This is a genomic window from Stenotrophomonas sp. (assembly GCF_032066555.1).
Lineage (GTDB): Bacteria > Pseudomonadota > Gammaproteobacteria > Xanthomonadales > Xanthomonadaceae > Stenotrophomonas.
On the sequence record NZ_DAMBKV010000014.1, the window covers coordinates 35,975 to 54,241 of the forward strand.

The following is an 18,267-nucleotide window of genomic DNA, read 5'->3' on the forward strand; positions in this document are numbered from 1 at the left end:
TGGCTCGATGTGTGTCTACCCCCTCCTATCTTTCGAGTATCCCCATGAGCAATGAAGCCCGTCGTTTCCACGTAGCCGTTGTTGGCGCCACCGGCGCCGTCGGCCAGACCATGCTGGCCATCCTGGCCGAGCGCAATTTCCCGATCAGTAAGCTGACCCTGCTTGCCTCCGAGCGTTCGGCCGGCCAGCAGGTCGACTTTGAAGGCGACAAGATCACCATCCAGGACCTGGCCACGTTTGATCCGGCTGGCGTGGAGATCGCGCTGTTTTCGGCCGGTGGCGGCATTTCCAAGGAGTTTGCGCCGAAGTTCGCGGCTGCCGGTGCGGTGGTGATCGACAACTCCTCCACCTTCCGTTACGACGACGACGTGCCGCTGGTGGTGTCCGAGGTCAACCCGGAGGCAGCCAAGAACCGTCCGCGCGGCATCATTGCCAACCCGAACTGCTCGACCATGCAGCTGATGCCGGTGCTGGCCCCGATCCACCGTGAGTACGGCATCGAGCGCATCAACATCGCCACCTACCAGTCGGTGTCCGGCGCAGGCCAGACCGGCATGGAAGAACTGGGCAAGCAGACCGCGCAGCTGCTGGGCTTCCAGGAGATCGAGCCGAAGAAGTTCCCGATGCAGATCGCTTTCAACCTGATCCCGCATATCGATGAGTTCCTGGACAACGGCTTCACCAAGGAAGAAATGAAGCTGGTCTGGGAAACCCGCAAGATCCTCGGCGACGACAGCATCCTGGTGAACCCCACCGCGGTGCGCGTGCCGGTGTTCTACGGCCACTCCGAGGCTGTCAACATCGAGACGAAGAAGAAGATCAGCACCGAGCAGGCCCGTGAACTGCTGGCAGCCGCGCCGGGCGTGAAGGTGGTGGACGAGCGCAAGGCAGGCGGCTATCCGACCCCGGTGACCCACGCCTCGGGCACCGATCCGGTCTATGTCGGCCGCATCCGCGAGGACATCTCGCACCCGCGCGGGCTGAACATGTGGGTGGTGGCCGACAACATCCGCAAGGGTGCCGCGTTGAACGCGGTGCAGGTCGCCGAACTGGTCGCCAACGGCGGCTGAGGCACGCAACGACGCCGGCTTGATGCCGGCGTCGTCGCTTCCGGGCGGTACAGCGGTATTCGAAAGCCGGGCCAGCCGTTATATTGGCCGCCATGAAACTATGGGGCAGGGGCGCGATGCGCCCATTACAAGGTGTGCTGGTGCTCGGCCTGGCGCTGTTCAGTAGCGCTGCGATGGCATTGGGGCTGGGCAACATCCGGGTCCTGTCCAAGCCGGGCCAGCCCTTGCTGGCAGAAATTCCGGTCATCACCAGTGATCCGGGCGAGCTGGACAATGCCAAGGCCGGGCTGGCCTCCGCGGCAACCTTCGAGCGCGTGGGTCTGGCCGCGCCGACCGGCCTGGTAGGGGAATTGCAATTCCAGTTTGCGCAGGACCGCGATGGCCGCGCGGTGATCCGTGTCACCAGTGCCGCGCCGGTCGAAGTGGCGGCAGTGGGCTTCCTGATCGAGGTTGATTGGGGGCAAGGCCGCCTGGTGCGCGAGTACTCCGCGCTGGTGGCGGCACCCGAGGCTGCAACCGCGGTGGCCGAACCGGTGATCGAAGCGCCGGCAGCGGCACAGTCCAACCTGATCGTACGCGAACCAGAGCCGCTGCCCACGCTGCCTGCGCCGGCGCCAGCCACGCCTGCGCCGACCCCGGCGGTTGTCGCTGCACCACCAGCGCGCCCCGTACCGGCCGCGATCACGACCAGCGAAGGCCAGCTGGCCCCGGTGCAGCGCGGTCAGACCCTGTCGCAGATCGCCCGCGAGTTGTCGCGCGAGAGCGGCGTCTCCTTGAACCAGACCATGGTCGCGCTGATGCGCGCCAATCCGGAAGCCTTCATTCGCGGCAACATCAACCTGCTCAAGCAGGGTGCGGTGTTGCGTACCCCGGCACAGGAAGAGCTGGCGCGGGTGGATGCTTCCGAGGCGCGTGCCATCGTTCGTGACCAGGCGGCGCAGTGGCGGCAGGCGCGGGCGCCGATCCCGCAGCCGGCAGTCGCCGATGCGGCGCAGGCACCGGCCAAGGCCGCTGCAACCGCAGCGTCGGGTGCGCTGCCCCCGGGGGCGCGCCTGGAAATCGCCCCGGCGGTGGCCGGTGCGCAACAGACAGCAGGAATGACGACCGGTCTTGATGCCGGTGGTGAGGGTGACATGTTGGCCAACGAACAGCTGCAGCAAGCCAAGGAAGAGCTGGCAACGCGTGACGCGGAACTGCAGGAACTGCGTGATCGCGTCGGCGAGCTGGAGAAACTGCAGAAGCAGCAGCAGACCTTGATTGCGATGAAGGATTCGGACCTGGCGGCTGCGCAGCAGAAGCTGGGTGAGGCGGCCAAGCGCGATGGCGCAGGTTCGTTCGGCTGGGCTTGGCTCGGACTGGTGCTGTTGCTGCTCGGTGCGCTTGCCTGGGCACTGGGACGGCGCCGCAAGCCGCTGCCGGTAGCGCCGCCGCGTGATGACGTCGCCGGTGACCGCCTGGCTGCTGCACTGCCGGTGATGGGTGCCGCCGCAGCCGTGCCGGAACAGCTGGATCCGCAGGCCTCTGATGCTGTATTCGATGCGATGGAGGACACGGATGTGCAGATGCCGCCGGCCGCGCAGCCAGCTTCGCCGGAGGCTTATGAAGAGCCCATGCCGGCGTGGCTGAAATCCAGTCCCACCGCTCGCGTGGAACCGGTGTTGCCGACCGCAGCGCCGCAGGTACCGCACAAGCCGGTGCTGCTGTTTGAAGCCTCGCGTCAGTTCGATGTCGTCGCCGAGCCGGTGCCCGCGCAGCCTGAGCCCGCAGCCGCCGATGAAGCCAGTTGGCTGGCAGGCGACGTGGCAGCGATCGCGCCGTTGAATCCGGCACCTGCCGGTCGTGAGCGCCTGGAACTTGCCATCGCCTATCTGGATCTGGGGGATGCCGAAACCGCCCGGACCCTGCTCACGGAAGTGGCGACCAGTACTGACCCGCAGGCGCGCAACGAAGCGCTGGAACTGCTGGCCCGCATGGTTTGACGGAGACTCCAGATGAAGCGCGAACGCCGGATTGACTATGTGGAATTTGCGTCGCGCGACCCGGCGGCCAGCCGCGGCTTTTTCGAGCAGGTGTTTGGCTGGAAGTTCGAAGACTACGGGCCCGATTACACCGCCTTTGATGATGGCGAGCTGCAGGGTGGCTTCTTCCGCGGCACGCCGTTGACCGCCAGCGCGGGCGCTCCATTGGTGGTGCTGTACGCTGCCCAGCTCGGCCCGATGCTGGCGGCGGTGACTGCGCAGGGGGGCGACGTGGTCAAGCCCATCTTCTCGTTCCCGGGCGGTCGCCGGTTTCAGTTCACCGAGCCGGGCGGCAACGAGCTTGCGGTGTGGTCCGAGCGCGACAGCGACTGAGTCGCTCCTGGATCGCGCGGCTCCAACAGGATTATCAGAGGTTCAATGATGCGCTATGCGCTGGGCGTGGAGTACGACGGCAGCGAGTTCAAGGGCTGGCAACAGCTCGGTGAGAGCGGCTGTGCAAGTGTGCAGGCTACCTTGCAGGAGGCCTTGTCCTCGGTCGCCAATGCACCGATCAGTGTGGTCTGCGCCGGGCGTACCGACGCTGGCGTGCACGGTGAATGCCAGGTGGTGCATTTCGACAGCGACGTCGAGCGCGCCCCGCGCGGCTGGGTGCTGGGTACCACCACCCGACTGCCACCGTCGGTGTGCGTGCGCTGGTGTGTGCCGGTGGTGGATGATTTCCACGCGCGCTTCTCGGCCAAGGCGCGGCGTTACCGCTATCGCATCCTCAACCGACAGGTGCGGCCGGCCCTGTACCGGCAGATACTGAGCTGGGATCGACGCCCGCTGGACGCCGATGCCATGCATCGCGCGGCGCAGGCCCTGCTCGGCGAAAACGATTTTGGCGCGTTCCGCAGTGCCCAGTGCCAGGCCCTGCATGCACGTCGCGAGTTGCAGTCGATAGCCGTGCATCGCCAGGGCGAAGTGGTGGAGGTCGAAGTCCAGGCCAACGCCTTCCTGCATCACATGGTGCGCAACATCGTTGGCTCGCTGCTGATGGTAGGGTCGGGCGAAAAGCCGGAAAACTGGATCGGCGAGTTGCTGGCAGGGCGCGATCGCAACCTGGCCGGTCCAACCGCGCCGCCGCAAGGCCTGGTATTCGTCGGGCCGCTGTATCCTGAGCACTGGAAACTGCCGGACGAGGTGACCCTGTGAGCCGTACGCTGTTTCGCACCCGCATCAAGTTCTGCGGCATGACCCGCGCTGGGGACATCCGCCTGGCCAGTGAGCTGGGCGTGGACGCCATCGGTTTCATTTTCGCCAAGGGCAGCGCACGCCGGGTTGCACCCTCGGAGGCGCGCGCGATGCGCCAGGCAATTGCGCCGATGGTGGAAGTGGTCGCCCTGTTCCAGCACAACAACCGCGAGGAGATCCGCGAGGTGCTGCGTGCGGTGCGGCCGACCCTGCTGCAGTTCCATGGCGACGAAGACGATGCCTTCTGCCGCAGTTTCAACATGCCTTACCTGAAGGCGATCGCCATGGGGGGGCGCAGCGAGGTCACCGCGCGTGGCCTGCACCAGATGTACCCGCATGCAGCGGGTTTTCTGTTTGACAGCCATGTGGCGGGTGGCAGCGGTGGCACCGGGGTGGCATTCGACTGGTCGCAGATTCCACCGGGTGTGCATCGGCCGTACCTGCTGGCCGGGGGCATACGCCCGGAAAACGTGCATGACGCCATTCTCGCCACCCAGCCCTGGGGTGTGGATGTGTCCAGCGGCATCGAGGTGTCGCCGGGGATCAAGGACGGCTACAGGATGCGGCAGTTCGTCGAGGAAGTGCGCCGTGCCGACCTGCATGTCGAGCAGGACTGAAGATATCTGCTGAATACGCAGGCGTGTTTCACGCGGCAGTACCGCGATATGTCGCACTCTTTGGGACACGGCTGCGGGCCACGTCCGCGCTGATTCCCTTATGATGGCGATCTCGGCGACAAGCACGGATGCCTGCGGGGAGGGGCGGTAGCTGTTGCGGCTTCGATGCCGGGACAGGTCTCGCAAGGCAGCTGGGCGCCACAAGGAAAGTGTGCATGGTGGAGTTTCTGGAAGTAGCGCTGTCCTACCCGACGTTGCCGTACAGCGTCGTGTTGTCGTTTGCGGTCATCTACTGGCTGCTGGCAGCGACCGGCATCGTCGATGACGGCGGAATCGGCAGCGGTGACGGTGCCGACTTTCATTCCCATGGCGGCGAACATGGCGCGACCGGCATTGCCGCGATGTTCGCGCGGCTCGGCCTCGGTGGTGCACCGACCATGCTGGTGGTGTTGCTGCTGGCCTTTTTCGGCTGGACCATCACCTATCTGGTTCAACTCTTCTTCCTGCAGTCATTGCCGGCGCCGTTGCGCTGGGGCATCGGCACGGTGGTGGCCATTGCTGCGCTGGTTCCCGGTGCGGTGGTATCGGCCTGGGTGCTGCGGCCAATACGCCGACTGCTGCTCAAGCTTCGCCCGGTTGCCCAGGAGTCCATCCTCGGCCGGCTTGCCCAGGTGACCTCACCGGAAGTCACCGCCACGCAGGGCTATGCCAGCATGGACGACGGCGGCGCCGGTCTGATCCTGCATGTGCGTGTACGCGATGGCAGCCGTTTGCCGCGTGGCCAACGTGTAAGGCTGGTGGAATACCTGCCCGACAAGAATCACTACCTGGTGGTCGCCGATACCGACCTGCCAGGCTTGGACGTTTTCCCTTCTGATGTATCAGGCGACAAGGAGATCCACTGATGAGTACTGCTGCGCTGGCCCCTTTCATTATCGGGGTTGCTGCCCTGCTGGTGTTTTTCCTTGGTTTGGCGGGCTTGTTCAAAGCCTTCTACAAGAAGGTTGACCAAGGCACCGCGCTGATCGTCAACGACATGAGCTCGCAGCCGAAGGTGCACTTCACCGGCGCCTTGATCATTCCGGTGCTGTACCGCGCCGAGCACATGAAGATCAGCCTGATCACCCTGCAGGTTGATCGTCGTGGCAAGGAAGGCCTGATCTGCCGCGACAACATGCGTGCCGACATCACCGTGGCATTCTACCTGCGCGTCAACGAAACCCAGGCCGACGTGCTGCGCGTGGCCAAGGCCATCGGCGCTGACCGCGCCTCGGACAAGAACGCGGTCGACGACCTGTTCAACGCCAAGTTCTCCGAAGCCCTGAAGACCGTGGGCAAGAAGTTCGACTTCACCCAGCTGTTCGAGAAGCGCCAGGAATTCCGCGACGAGATCATCGCGGTGATCGGCAATGACTTGAACGGTTACGCGCTGGAAGACGTGGCCATCGACTACCTGGAGCAGACGCCCAAGTCGCTGCTCGACCCGAGCAACATCCTCGACGCCGAAGGCATCCGCAAGATCACTGAACTGACGGCTGCGCAGAACGTGATCACCAACGAACTGGCACAGAACGAGCGCCTGGCGATCACCAAGAAGAATGTAGAGGCCAAGGAGGCCACGCTGGCCCTCGAACGCCAGCAGGCCGAGGCCGAAGCACGCCAGCGCCGCGAGGTGGAAACCATCCGTGCCCGCGAGGAAGCCGAGACCCTGAAGGTGCAGGAAGAGCAGCGCCAGCTGTCCGAGAATGCCCGCATTGAAGCGCAGCAGCTGATCGACATCCGCGACCAGAACCGCCTGCGCGAAGTGGAAGTGGCTGAGCAGAACCGCCAGCGCGCCGTCGCCATCGAAGTCGAGCGCGTCGCACGTGCCCGCCAGCTGGAGCAGGTCACCACCGATCGCGAAGTGCAGCTGCAAGGCGTGGAGCGCGACAAAGTGGTCGAGCAGGGCAAGATGGACGTGGCCAACATCACCCGTGAACGCATCTCCATCGACAAGACCGTGGCGCAGGAAGAAGAGCGCATCAAGGAAGTACGCCAGGTATCCGAGGCGGATCGCCTGAAGCAGGTCGCCATCCTCGAAGCCGAGGCGCAGGCGCAGGAAGCCATGCTCAAGCAGGTCAAGGAAGCCGAGGCCAGCGAAGCCGCGGCCAAGCACCGCGCGGTGGAGATCACCACGCTGGCACAGGCCGAGTTCGATGCCGCCGGCAAGCAGGCCGAAGCCAAGAAGGCACTGGCCGATGGCGTGCGCGCCGAGCGTGCCGCACCGGGTCTGGCCGATGCCCAGGTCAAGGAAGCCAGCGCGCTGGCCATCGAGAAGGTCGGTATTGCCGAAGCCCGCGTGGTCGATGCGATGGCCGATGCCAACCTGAAGCAGGGTACGGCCGAAGCCAAGGTGCTGGCCGAGCAACTGGCCGCGCGTGCGCAGGGCGAAGAGCAGATGGGCCGTGCCAAGGCAACGGCAACCGAAACGCTGGGCGTGGCCGAAGCCACGGTCATCGAGAAGAAGCTGTTCGCCGAAGCCGACGGTTTGACCCGCAAGTTCCAGGCCATCGATTCGCTGGGCGATACCGCGCGCGGCCACGAAGAGTTCCGCATGACCCTGGAGACCGGCCTGCGCCAGGCCTTGGCGGCGATCGATGCCGGCAAGGAAGTGACCAAGGAAAATGCCGAGGTCATCGCCAGCGCGCTGCGCAACGCCAAGATCGACATGGTCGGCGGCGACGGTGGCATGTTCGAGAACCTGGTCAAGGCGGTGTCGCTGGGCAAGTCGATTGAAGGCCTGACCGACAAGAGCCCGATCGTGCAGGACCTGATGCAGCGCTACCTGGGTGTGGACATGTCCGCGCGCGGCTTGCCGGCGCGCCGTATCGGCGATACGTCTGCAGCGAATTCGGACGCAGGCTGAGTGAAGCCATGCCCCGCGCGGTTGTACCGCGTGGGGCGTTGATGCGCCGCCTGGCTGAAGCTGGTGGCACACGAGGATGAGGGCGTCAGGGATTCCGTCCCGAGGGCGGAATCTGCCGATGTCAGAGCAGGGAACAATCGATGGCCGATACAAATCTGGACGCCGCCAACACGTCGGAAGGCGGCTCCATCGCCGACCAGGCGGTGGCGCAGGGCGGTGCCTATGAGGTGCTGCGCAAACGCCTGAGCGATCAGGGCGCACGTCTGCGGCAGGTGGTGGACGCGCTGAACCAGCGCCGGCTGCAGGAGTTCGGCGACAGCCGGATGGAAGTAATCGGACGTTTCCGCATCCGCAGCGAGAACAACTGCGTTGGCCGCGATGTGGTGCAGGTCGGCGATGACCTGCTGCTGTTCGGCTACAACGTCTTCATCGGCTTGAAGACCCAGACCCGCATCGAGGATGTGTTCGGGCTCTACCGTCTGGTCGATGGCGCCGAAGGCTACGACGTCACCCCGGTTGACCTGAAGAGCAGTTTCCTGGCGCAGGCCGGTTTCGTCCATGACTTCGGCGAGCTCTACGCGTACTACAAGAATGCGCGCCTGTTGCAGCTGATCGTGCGCGACGGCAAGTTGCTGGCCGCGTTCCAGATCGGCGAGCGCAGCACCGACGTGCGTGTATTCCGCTGGGCGATGGCGCCCAGTGGCGAGCTGACCTATATCGATGCACGTGGCGAGCGCGATATCGCACTGCCGCCGCCCTTCGATTTCGAGTGGGTGCGTGCTGGCCGTGACATGTTGATCACCGGCCGCTTTCCGCACCTGAACATCCTCGACACCATCTTCGTCGAGACCACCGGTGGTGACCTGACCATCAAGGTCGAGAACAATACCGAGACAGGGCAGGGCGTTTACAGCGAGCCGGTCGAGGACAGCACCCAGTCGGTGGACGACGCGACCATTGATTTCGCCAGGGTCGGTTCGCTGATCCTGCTGAAGATCCAGCCCTACCGCGAAGATAGCTGGCGTGGCCTGATCTACAACACGCTGACCGGCAAGGTGGTGCGTAACGACGCCATTGTCCAGGCCTGCGTGCAGCTGCCCGATGACCATGGCGTCATCTTTCCCGGTGGCTATTACCTGCAAAGCGGCGAGCACAAGGCGTTCGACGCCTCGATGCAGGGCATGCGTTACAAGCGCTCGATCCGTTCGCCCAACGGCGAGGACATGCTGTACATCTTCTACGAGCGCGAAGCCGGCAAGTCGGCGCTGTTCGTCTACAACAGTATCCAGCGCATATTGCAGAATCCGGTGTTCGGCTTGGGCTACGCCTTCATGCGTGATGGTCGCATGGTCCTGTTCAATGCCGAGAATGACGAGCCTACCCGCGTCCATCCGATGCAGGTATGGCAGACCCCGTTCAGCAGTGATGAGTTTGCTGCGCACACGCCGACCGGTACCAGTTTCATGGCCCGCATCGGCAATGCCGAGCTGGTGCGTGGCATCTCGAATCTGCTCGATCTCGGTCGCGAGATCGACAGCCGCGAGGTGTCGTTGCCGCGCTACGAGCTGCTGACCCATAACGCGCGCCGTCTGTTCGACGCCCACCATTGGCTGGACGATGCCAACTGTGACGGTGCCGCGACGCTGCTGCGCGAGATCAGCGCCACCGGCGAATCGATGCTCGACGAGTATGAGAAGGTCGAGAGCATCCGCAAGCAGTCGGCGCAGGCGATGGCCGAGGTCACCACCGCGCACAAGACGCTGCTTGGGCGGTTGCAGCCGCAGAACTGGACGAAGATCGGCGAGTTCGTCGAATCGCTGGGCGAGATCGGCAAGCTGCGTGGCCGCCTGCTGACCGTGCGTGACTTCCGTTATGTGGACGTTGCCGCCATCGACGCAATGAATGCGTCGCTGCAGGAGGCGCATGACCGGGTGGGTGCAGCGGCGGGTGAATTCCTCGGCAGCGACAAGGCACTGCAGCCGTTTGCCGATCGACTGCAGGAGCTGGACGCGGCCGCACAGGTGGCACAGACCGCCAAGCAGCTGTCCGAGCAGATCGCGCAGATGCAGGGGATGTCGGGCGATCTGGATATGTTGTCCGAGCTGATGGCCAGCCTGAAGGTGGACGATGCCGCGCAGCGCACGCGCGTTGTCGAAGCCATTTCTGCCATCTACGCCAAACTCAATCAGGCGCGCGCACGTGCGGACCAGCGCCGTCGTTCGCTGGGCTCGGCCGAAGCCGTGGCCCAGTTCGGCGCGCAGTTCTCATTGTTCAGCCAGGCCATCACCAGTGCGCTGGGACTGGCTACCGATCCCGAACGTGCCGATGAGCAGTTGTCGCGCCTGATGGTGCAGTTGGAGGAGCTGGAGAGCCAGTTCGGCGAGCACGAACAGTTCCTCGGTGACATCCTCAACAAGCGCGAGGAGCTGCTCGATACCTTCGAGTCGCACAAGCAGACGCTGCTGGATGCGCGCCAACGCAAGGCGCAGTCGGTACTGGACGCCGCCAACCGCATCCTTGATGGCCTGGCCAAACGCACCGAACGCTTCACCACCGTTGATGAGCTGAACGCTTTCTTCGCCGGTGACCCGCTGATCCTGAAGTTGCGTGAGCTGGCCGATCGCCTGCGCGACTACAAGGACAGCGTCAAGGCCGACGACGTGGAAGCGCGGCTCAAGGGTGTGCGCGATCAGGCGGTGCGGGCGCTGCGGGATCGCAGTGACCTGTTCGAAGGGGGTGGCAATGTCATCCGCCTGGGCCGGCACCGTTTCAGCGTCAACACCCAGCCGCTGGACCTGACCATCCTGCCGCGCGGCGATGGTCTGGCCGTGCATCTGACCGGCACGGATTACTACGAATCCATCGTCGATCCAGAACTGGACGAACTGCGCGACTATTGGCCGGTGACGCTGGATTCGGAGTCACCCGTACTCTATCGCGGCGAGTATCTGGCGGGCCTGCTGCTGGACGCGGCCATCAACGGTCGCGATGGCCTCAGTGTCGAGTTGTTGCTGCGCGATGCCGCGCAAGCCGATGCATTGGCCAAGCGGGTACGTGATTTCGCTGCGCCGCGCTACCGCGAAGGCTACGAGAAAGGCATTCACGATCACGATGCCACGCTGATCCTGCAGGCGTCATTGCCGCTATACCAGGCGGCAGGTTCACTGGTGCACGCAGCGGGTCCACGCGCGCTTGCCTTGTTGTTCTGGGCGCGCGAGGGCAAGCGTGAAGAGGTCAGCCAGTGGGTGGAGCGTGCCGCCGGCGCGTTCGCCATCGCCAAGTTGTTCAGTGTGCGGGACGGGCTTGAAGCCTTGCGTGCGGAGATCGCGCTCGCATTGCTGGCCTTCCAGGAAGAGCATGGCTTGCCGTTCGACAGCGGCGTGCCCGCCTTGGCCGCCGAGTATCTGCTCGCCGAGCTCGGCAACGGCGAGCCGACCTTCTCCTTCAGCGGCTATGCACGGCAGCTGCTCAGTGGCCTGCGCGAGCAGCTGCAGGCTGCCGGCCAAGCCGATGCATTTGACCGCAGCCTGCAACGGTTGAACACGCGACTGGCCCTGCAATGGGCGCAGGCGCTGCAATGGTTGCAGGCAATGTGCGGCCAGCCGAAGTTCGCCGCCATGGCCGGCTATGTGCCGGAAGCCGCTGCGATGCTGCTGGGCGAACGGGCCTTGCGCAGCCAGGTACGCGAGGTGACCTTGATTGCCGATGTTGCTGGCCTGCTCGGTGAGCATGCGCGCGTCACCCAAGGCCACCTGCAGTTGGCGGTGGATGATTTCCTGCAGCGCTGGCAGTCGCATCGCCGCCAGTTCCAGCCCGGTTTTGAGCGCTACCAGGCGCTGCGCCATCGCATCAGTGCGCGCGAACGCGATTCGCTGCGGCTGAGCGAGTTCCAGGCGCGGCCGCTGAGCTCCTTCGTTCGCAACAAGCTGATCAATGACGTCTACCTTCCCATCATCGGCGACAACCTCGCCAAGCAGATGGGTACGGTGGGTGAGAACAAACGCAGCGACCTGATGGGCCTGCTGATGATGATCAGTCCGCCCGGTTACGGCAAAACCACGCTGATGGAATACGTGGCCAACCGTCTGGGCTTGGTCTTCATGAAGATCAATGGTCCGGCGCTGGGTCACGAAGTGCGCTCGCTGGATCCGGAGCAGGCACCGGATGCCACCTCGCGGCAGGAGCTGCACAAGCTCAACCTGGCGCTGGAGATGGGCAACAACACCATGCTGTATGTCGACGACATCCAGCACACCCATCCGGAGTTCCTGCAGAAATTCATTTCCCTGTGTGACGGCACCCGGCGCATCGAGGGCGTGTGGAAGGGCCGCACCAAGACCTATGACCTGCGCGGCAAGAAGTTCTGCGTGGTGATGGCCGGCAACCCGTACACCGAGTCCGGTGAAGTGTTCAAGGTGCCGGACATGCTGGCCAACCGTGCCGATATCTACAATCTCGGTGATGTACTCGGCGGCATGGAAGAGGCCTTCAAGCTCAGCTATATCGAAAACAGCCTGACCTCCAGCCAGGTGTTGGCGCCGATGGCGACCCGTGACCTGGCCGACCTGTACCTGCTGGTCGACAAGGCCTTGGGCAAAGAGGTTTCGACCAATGCGCTCAGTCACGCCTACAGCGGCGCGGAGATCAACGAGATCGTCGCCACCCTGCAGCGGCTGATGCAGGTGCGCGAAGTGGTGTACCGGGTCAACCAGCAATACATCGCCAGCGCCGCGCAGGCCGACAAGTACCGTGTCGAGCCGCCGTTCCGGTTGCAGGGCAGCTACCGCAACATGAACAAGCTGTCGGAGAAGATCTCGCCGGTTATGAATGCCGCCGAGCTGCAACAGCTGGTCACCGACCATTACCTGGGTGAATCGCAGTTGCTGACCAGTGGCTCCGAGGAAAACCTGCTCAAGCTGGGTGAGCTGCGCGAAGTATTGGATGCGACGCAGCTGGCGCGCTGGGAGCAGATCAAGCGCGACTTCATGCGTGACAAGGCGATGGGCGGCGACGATGCCGACACCGGTGCGCGGGTGGTGGCGCAGTTGGCCGATATTGCCAGTGGCCTGCAGGGCCTGCGTGCTGATGAGCCCGCGCCGGTTGCTGCGGTCGCGCCGCAGGTCGAGGCACCGTGGGAGCAGATCGTGGCCTTGCTGCAGTCGGTTGCCGAGCGTCCCGCAGCGGTGGTCGCAGCACCACCTGCGGCGGTGGCGCCGGTTGCACCAGTGCAGGATCTGACCCCGTTGTTGCAGGTATTGGCGACAGCCCAGCAGCGCCAAGGCGAGGTTGGCGATGTCCTGGCCGGCCTGGCCACGCAGCTGCAGGAGTGGTTGTCCAAGGACGGCGGCGCGGGCAGCAAGCCAGCACCACGCGTGCGGCGCGCGCGCACGCCGGAAGAGAAGGCACTGGACGAAGCGCTGATGCGGCATTTCTACGGCGGCAATGTGGTGGTGCCGGGGCAGCAGGGCAGTCGTGGCAATGCAACGCCGGACGATGCCTGATGTGACGCCGCCAGTGTTGCCGCTGCCTCCGCAGCCAGCGCTGCAGCCCGATGACGCGCTGGCCGTGGCCAGCTACGGCGCGGAACTGCTGGACGCGATCGAGCAGATGCTGGGTACGCCGCAGACCGGCGTGGCGGCAGCGCGGCTGGTCGCGGAGATGGACAATATCCGCCAGGCGATGTCGGCAGCCGATGGTCGCCAGCTCCGTCGTTCCGTTGGCTTGCTGGGCCGATTGCTGGGGCGTGATGTCGAGGCGCAGGCGCGGGCTGAGCAACTGGCGAGGCAGTTGGATGTCTGCTTGCTGCGTGCCGATGGCTGCGTACAGGAGTTGCTGCAGGAGCTTGAGCTAAATCTGCAGCAGGTCGCCCGGATGCAGGTGGCGGTGGCGGCTATCGAGGAGTGGGCGGGCGCCGGTGAGGCGATTCCGGCGCCGGTTGACACCCTGGCACAGGCCGCGCTGCAGCGTCGTCTGCAGCACCTGCGCGGGCTCGCCCAGTTGCGCTATACCGAGGCCAGGCAGCTGCGTTTGCTGCACGCCCAGGGGGTGGAGCTGATCGAACGCTACCAGCGTATCCGCGACGTATTGTTGCCGCTTTGGCGGCAGCAAAGCCTGGCTCTGCGCGCAGCCGACAGGCAGGCGCAACTGGAACAGGCTGCGCAGGCACAGGCCCGGATTCTGGACGAGGTGACGGCGATGCAGGCTAGACTGCGCTGAGAACCTTCCCGCACATGATTGCTTGCGCGCCGCGTGGCGCCACTTGCTCAAGGAGAACTGCTGATGACCCAGGATACATTGCCGCTGCCGGCCGGCCCCTCCGCCGATGTTGATGGCACCCTGCTGGTCGCCTTGGGCCTGAGCGAAGCGGACCGCCCGCAGATCGCGCAGATCGTGCGCACGCTGGACGACATCAGTCCGGGCAACCTGCATGTATTCGGCCGCGAGGCGGCGGGCAAGAGTGCGGCCTTCTCCAGTCAGTTGCTGGACCATGTGCGCAACCGCGACCTGGATGCCTCGGGCGAAAAGCTCGGTGAGGTGGTGCGCATTGCCCGCTCGCTGAAGCTGGACGGTTTGAACGAGCGTTCCAAGGTGCCGGTGATCGGTGGCCTGATCGACCGCATGCGTGCCTCCAAGGGCGAGCTGGTACAGAAGTTCAGTGACACCAACCAGCAGATCGAACAGTTGCTGCGTGATGTCGGCGCGCAACAGGCGCTGATGGGCCAGCGCGTCGGCGAGTTCGATCGCATGCACACCATCGTTCGCGACGAGCGGCAGAGCCTTGGCCTGCACATCGCTGCCGGCAAACAGCGGCTGGCCGAACTCAACAGCGAATTGCACGCGCTGGTTGGCCTGGAGGATCCGCAGTCGCGTATCCGTCGTGGCGAGATCGACAATGCGATCCGCCTGCTCGACAAACGCGTGGGTGATTTGACCGTCATGCAGCATGCGGCCGACCAGACGCTGCCGATGATCCGCCTGATCCAGGCCAATGCGATCCAGCTGATCGAGAAATTTAACGCCGTACGCGACATCACCATCCCGTCGTGGAAGCGCCAGTTCGCCATCCAGCTGTCGCTGGGCGAGCAGAAGAACGCGGTCGATCTGTCCAATGCCATCGACGATGCCACCAATGAGCTGATGCGCCGTAACGCCGATCTGATGCGGCAGACCTCGGTGGAAACGGCCAAGGCCAACCAGCGTGCGGTGATCGATGTGGCCACCTTGCGTCATGTCCACGAGCAGTTGATCGCGACCGTGGAAGAGGTGCGCAGCATCCACCGCGAAGGCATGCAGCAGCGGCAACAGGCGGAGGTCGAGTTGGCGCGCCTGCGCGAAGATGTGCAGCAGCGGCTGGCACAGCCGACGCAGGGCAGCTGAATTTAGGGGGGCGTTGTTTGTGGGGGCGGCGTAAGCCGCGAAACCGCTGATGCGTCAGACACCGCTGGCACCAGCGCAGTCACCCCCTCTCTTTGCCGAAGACAAGGCTTGTCTCCCTCCCTTTTGCGCAGCAAAGGGGAGGGTTTGGGAGGGGTAGGCTTTCAGGCCTTTCAAGCATTGCCAGCTTCACGGCTGACGCCGCTCCTACAAATGCCTAAAGCAGCTGCTTGCGCAGCCAATCCGCCAGTGCAGCCACACGCGGGTCCTGCTGCTCGCCGGTCGTGCACAAGGCCCAGCAGCCTTCCGTCTCAACAAAGCCCCACGGCGCGATCAAGCGGCCGTTGACCAGATCGTCGGCGACCAGGGGCTCCGGCGCAATCGCGATGCCCAATCCGGCGACTGCCGCTTCCAGCATGTAGTACAGGTGCTCCAGGCCGGTCCCATAAGTCAGCGCATCCGCATCAATGCCATTGCGTGCAGCCCAGGTTGGCCAGGCCTGGGGGCGCGAGCGCGTATGCAGCAGCGCATGCTCGCGCACGGCATCGACAGGCTGCCGGGCCAATACATGCGCGCCATGCATTGATGGGCTGAACACCGGGCCGATCCGCTCGGGTGCCAGCGTGTGTACCTGCCAGCCGTTGGGCCAGGGCGCCTGGCCGAGCATCAGCGCTGCATCCAGCCCATCCAGGCGCGGGGCGAAATCGCCATCCTGTGCCGCCAGGTGCAGGGTCAGGCCGGGCAGATCACGCTGCAGGTCCTGCAGGCGCGGGATCATCCAGCGGGCCAGCAGGCTGCCGGGGCAGCCCAGCACGAAGGCATCGGTGCGCTGCGGTCGGCGCAGCGAGGAAATGCAATCGCGCAGTTGCGAGAACGCGCCTGAGGTTGCTTCCAGCAAGCGATGGCCGGCGGCGCTGGGGCGGATGCCGCGGCCGTCGCGTTCAAACAGGGTCAGTCCCAGTTCTTCCTCCAGTGCCCGCAGTTGCCGGCTCACCGCGCCATGGGTGACATGCAGTTCGGCGGCAGCCTGGCTGACGCTGCGCAGCCGTGCCGCGGCCTCGAAGGCACGCAAGGCATTGAGCGAGGGCAGGGATTGACTGGTCTTCATGTGAGTTTTTCTAACATGAGGTGGCTGAATTATCCATTTTTATGACATCGGCCCTGCGTTAGAGTGCTTGCCTGTTCCTTGTAGCCGTGACGCCATGACTGATCCGTCGATCTCCGATTTCCACGCCTTCCCTGATGCGCGTGGGCACTTTGGCCGTTTTGGTGGCAGCTTCGTCGCCGAAACCCTGGTTGGGCCGCTGCAGGAACTGGCAGCTGCCTATGACCAGGCCCGGGTCGATCCGTCCTTTATTGCCGCCTACGACAAGGATCTGAAGCACTACGTTGGCCGCCCCAGCCCGATCTACCACGCCGAGCGCCTGAGCAAGGACGTGGGCGGCGCGCAGATCCTGCTCAAGCGCGAAGACCTGAATCACACCGGCGCGCACAAGGTGAACAACACCATTGGCCAGGCCTTGCTGGCCGCGCGCATGGGCAAGACCCGCATCATCGCCGAGACCGGTGCTGGCCAGCACGGCGTGGCCTCGGCCACAGTTGCCGCGCGGCTGGGCCTGGAGTGCGTGGTGTACATGGGCGCCACCGATATCGAGCGGCAGAAGATAAATGTCTATCGGATGAAGTTGCTTGGCGCCACCGTGGTGCCGGTCAGCAGCGGCTCGGCCACGCTCAAGGACGCACTCAACGAGGCGATGCGCGACTGGGTCACCAATGTGCGCGACACCTTCTACATCATTGGCACCGTTGCCGGTCCCGACCCGTACCCGCGCATGGTGCGTGACTTCAACGCCATCGTTGGCCGCGAGGCGCGTGCGCAGATGCTGGAGGACTACGGCCGTCTGCCCGATGCGATCACCGCCTGCGTCGGTGGCGGCTCCAATGCGATCGGCCTGTTCCATGCCTTCCTCAACGACCGCGAGGTCAAGATCTACGGCGCCGAAGCTGCCGGCGATGGCATCCATACCGGTCGTCACGCCGCCTCGATCTCGGCCGGTCGCCCCGGCGTGCTGCACGGCAATCGCACTTATGTGTTGTGTGATGACGATGGCCAGATCACCGAAACCCATTCGATTTCCGCCGGGCTGGATTACCCCGGTGTCGGCCCCGAGCACTCCTTCCTGTCCGATACCGGTCGCGCCCAGTACGTGGGTATCACCGATGAGGAAGCGCTGGCTGCCTTCCATCGCTTGACCCGCATCGAGGGCATCTTGCCGGCACTGGAATCCAGTCATGCGGTCGCCCATGCGATCAAGCTGGCGCGTGAATTGCCCAAGGACGCGCTGGTGCTGTGCAATCTGTCCGGTCGTGGCGACAAGGACGTGCACACCATTGCCGCGCGCGAAGGTCTGGTGCTGTGATGGCGGGCCTCCCGTGCAATCCATTGTTGCGCACGCCGTTGCTGCTGGGTCTGGCCGCGGCCTTGGCAGCGTGTGCGCCGTCCTCCCCGGCGCCGGAACCGGCGGCACCTGCAGCGGCGACCGATCTGCCGACGGCGCCGGCGGCTGCACCGGCTCCGCCGGCCCCTGCGCCGAAGCCTGTCGCCAGCGTCCCGGTCGAGCTGGGCCAGGTGGGCGAGCTGCGCATCGGTGCGCCGTTTGGCAAGGCTCCTGGCGACAAGGCCTTCGTCTCGGCCGGCATGCGCGAAGCGATGGAAGGCGATTGCGAGTATTACGACAAGGGCTCGCTGCCTGAAGGCATGTCGATGATGGTGATTGCCGATCGCATCGCCCGTTTCGAGGTGGACGCTGTCGATGACCCCGGCGAGCGCGTGAGCGCACCGCCAGCCGGTGCAGTGGCGTTGCCATATGGCTTGTGGGTCGGCATGACCGTCAGTGAGGCCAAGCAGCGCTTGCCGGCCGGTGTGGTCACCAGTCCGCACGCTTACAACTCGCCGAACGGCGACTACCTGACCTGGACCGACAAGGACGCCAAGCTGGCCCTGCGCCTGGAAACACTCAATGGCCTGGTTACCTCCATCTACTGGGGCCGGCCCGATGCGGTTGAACTGATTGAAGGATGTGCCTGAG

The 18,267-nt window shown here is 64.7% G+C and carries 13 protein-coding genes; 12 read left to right on the forward strand and 1 reads right to left on the reverse strand.

Annotated features, from left to right (window positions below; translation table 11 throughout):
- The first annotated feature begins 44 nt into the window (after positions 1–44).
- The 10 genes from RT131_RS14900 to RT131_RS14945 all read left to right on the forward strand — a co-directional run bounded on the left by RT131_RS14900 (position 45) and on the right by RT131_RS14945 (position 15,181).
- Entirely contained in the window at positions 45–1,070 is a 1,026-nt protein-coding gene (locus tag RT131_RS14900) for an aspartate-semialdehyde dehydrogenase (protein WP_313173579.1), read from the forward strand.
- Between the two features lie 116 nt (positions 1,071–1,186).
- On the forward strand, positions 1,187–3,049 hold the full coding sequence (locus RT131_RS14905; protein WP_313173580.1) for a FimV/HubP family polar landmark protein: 1,863 nt from the start codon (positions 1,187–1,189) through the stop codon (positions 3,047–3,049).
- A gap of 12 nt (positions 3,050–3,061) precedes the next feature.
- Complete coding sequence (locus RT131_RS14910) at positions 3,062–3,421, forward strand: VOC family protein (RefSeq protein WP_313173581.1); 360 nt, start codon at positions 3,062–3,064, stop codon at positions 3,419–3,421.
- Positions 3,422–3,469: 48 nt separating this feature from the next.
- On the forward strand, positions 3,470–4,243 hold the full coding sequence (truA, locus tag RT131_RS14915) for a tRNA pseudouridine(38-40) synthase TruA (RefSeq protein ID WP_313173622.1): 774 nt from the start codon (positions 3,470–3,472) through the stop codon (positions 4,241–4,243).
- Positions 4,240–4,899, forward strand: a complete 660-nt coding sequence (locus RT131_RS14920) for a phosphoribosylanthranilate isomerase (RefSeq protein ID WP_313173582.1) — start codon at positions 4,240–4,242, stop codon at positions 4,897–4,899. The genes truA and RT131_RS14920 overlap by 4 nt, the downstream gene beginning before the upstream one ends.
- A gap of 215 nt (positions 4,900–5,114) precedes the next feature.
- Complete coding sequence (locus tag RT131_RS14925; protein WP_313173583.1) at positions 5,115–5,804, forward strand: hypothetical protein; 690 nt, start codon at positions 5,115–5,117, stop codon at positions 5,802–5,804.
- Positions 5,804–7,804 (forward strand): hypothetical protein, encoded by a 2,001-nt coding sequence (locus RT131_RS14930; RefSeq protein WP_313173584.1) that lies wholly within the window; start codon positions 5,804–5,806, stop codon positions 7,802–7,804. Before RT131_RS14925 ends, RT131_RS14930 begins: the two co-directional genes overlap by 1 nt.
- 140 nt (positions 7,805–7,944) lie before the next feature.
- A complete protein-coding gene (locus tag RT131_RS14935) occupies positions 7,945–13,305 on the forward strand; it encodes a DNA repair ATPase (RefSeq protein WP_313173585.1) in 5,361 nt (1,786 codons plus the stop codon).
- Entirely contained in the window at positions 13,298–14,020 is a 723-nt protein-coding gene (locus tag RT131_RS14940; protein WP_313173586.1) for a hypothetical protein, read from the forward strand. Before RT131_RS14935 ends, RT131_RS14940 begins: the two co-directional genes overlap by 8 nt.
- Before the next feature lie 63 nt (positions 14,021–14,083).
- On the forward strand, positions 14,084–15,181 hold the full coding sequence (locus RT131_RS14945) for a toxic anion resistance protein (protein ID WP_313173587.1): 1,098 nt from the start codon (positions 14,084–14,086) through the stop codon (positions 15,179–15,181).
- Between the two features lie 214 nt (positions 15,182–15,395).
- On the opposite strand, the gene RT131_RS14950 is transcribed toward RT131_RS14945, so the two are convergent.
- On the reverse strand, positions 15,396–16,286 hold the full coding sequence (locus tag RT131_RS14950) for a LysR family transcriptional regulator (RefSeq protein ID WP_313173588.1): 891 nt from the start codon (positions 16,284–16,286) through the stop codon (positions 15,396–15,398).
- Positions 16,287–16,380: 94 nt separating this feature from the next.
- On the opposite strand from RT131_RS14950, the gene trpB reads away from it, so the two are divergent.
- Together trpB and RT131_RS14960 are read left to right on the forward strand one after the other, a co-directional pair.
- The gene (gene trpB, locus RT131_RS14955) at positions 16,381–17,598 is read left to right on the forward strand and encodes a tryptophan synthase subunit beta (RefSeq protein WP_282266633.1); all 1,218 of its coding nucleotides are present in this window, start codon (positions 16,381–16,383) and stop codon (positions 17,596–17,598) included.
- Positions 17,598–18,266 carry a hypothetical protein gene (locus RT131_RS14960; RefSeq protein ID WP_313173589.1) on the forward strand — a complete coding sequence of 223 codons (669 nt, stop codon included), beginning with the start codon at positions 17,598–17,600 and terminating at the stop codon, positions 18,264–18,266. Before trpB ends, RT131_RS14960 begins: the two co-directional genes overlap by 1 nt.
- Position 18,267 lies beyond the last annotated feature (1 nt).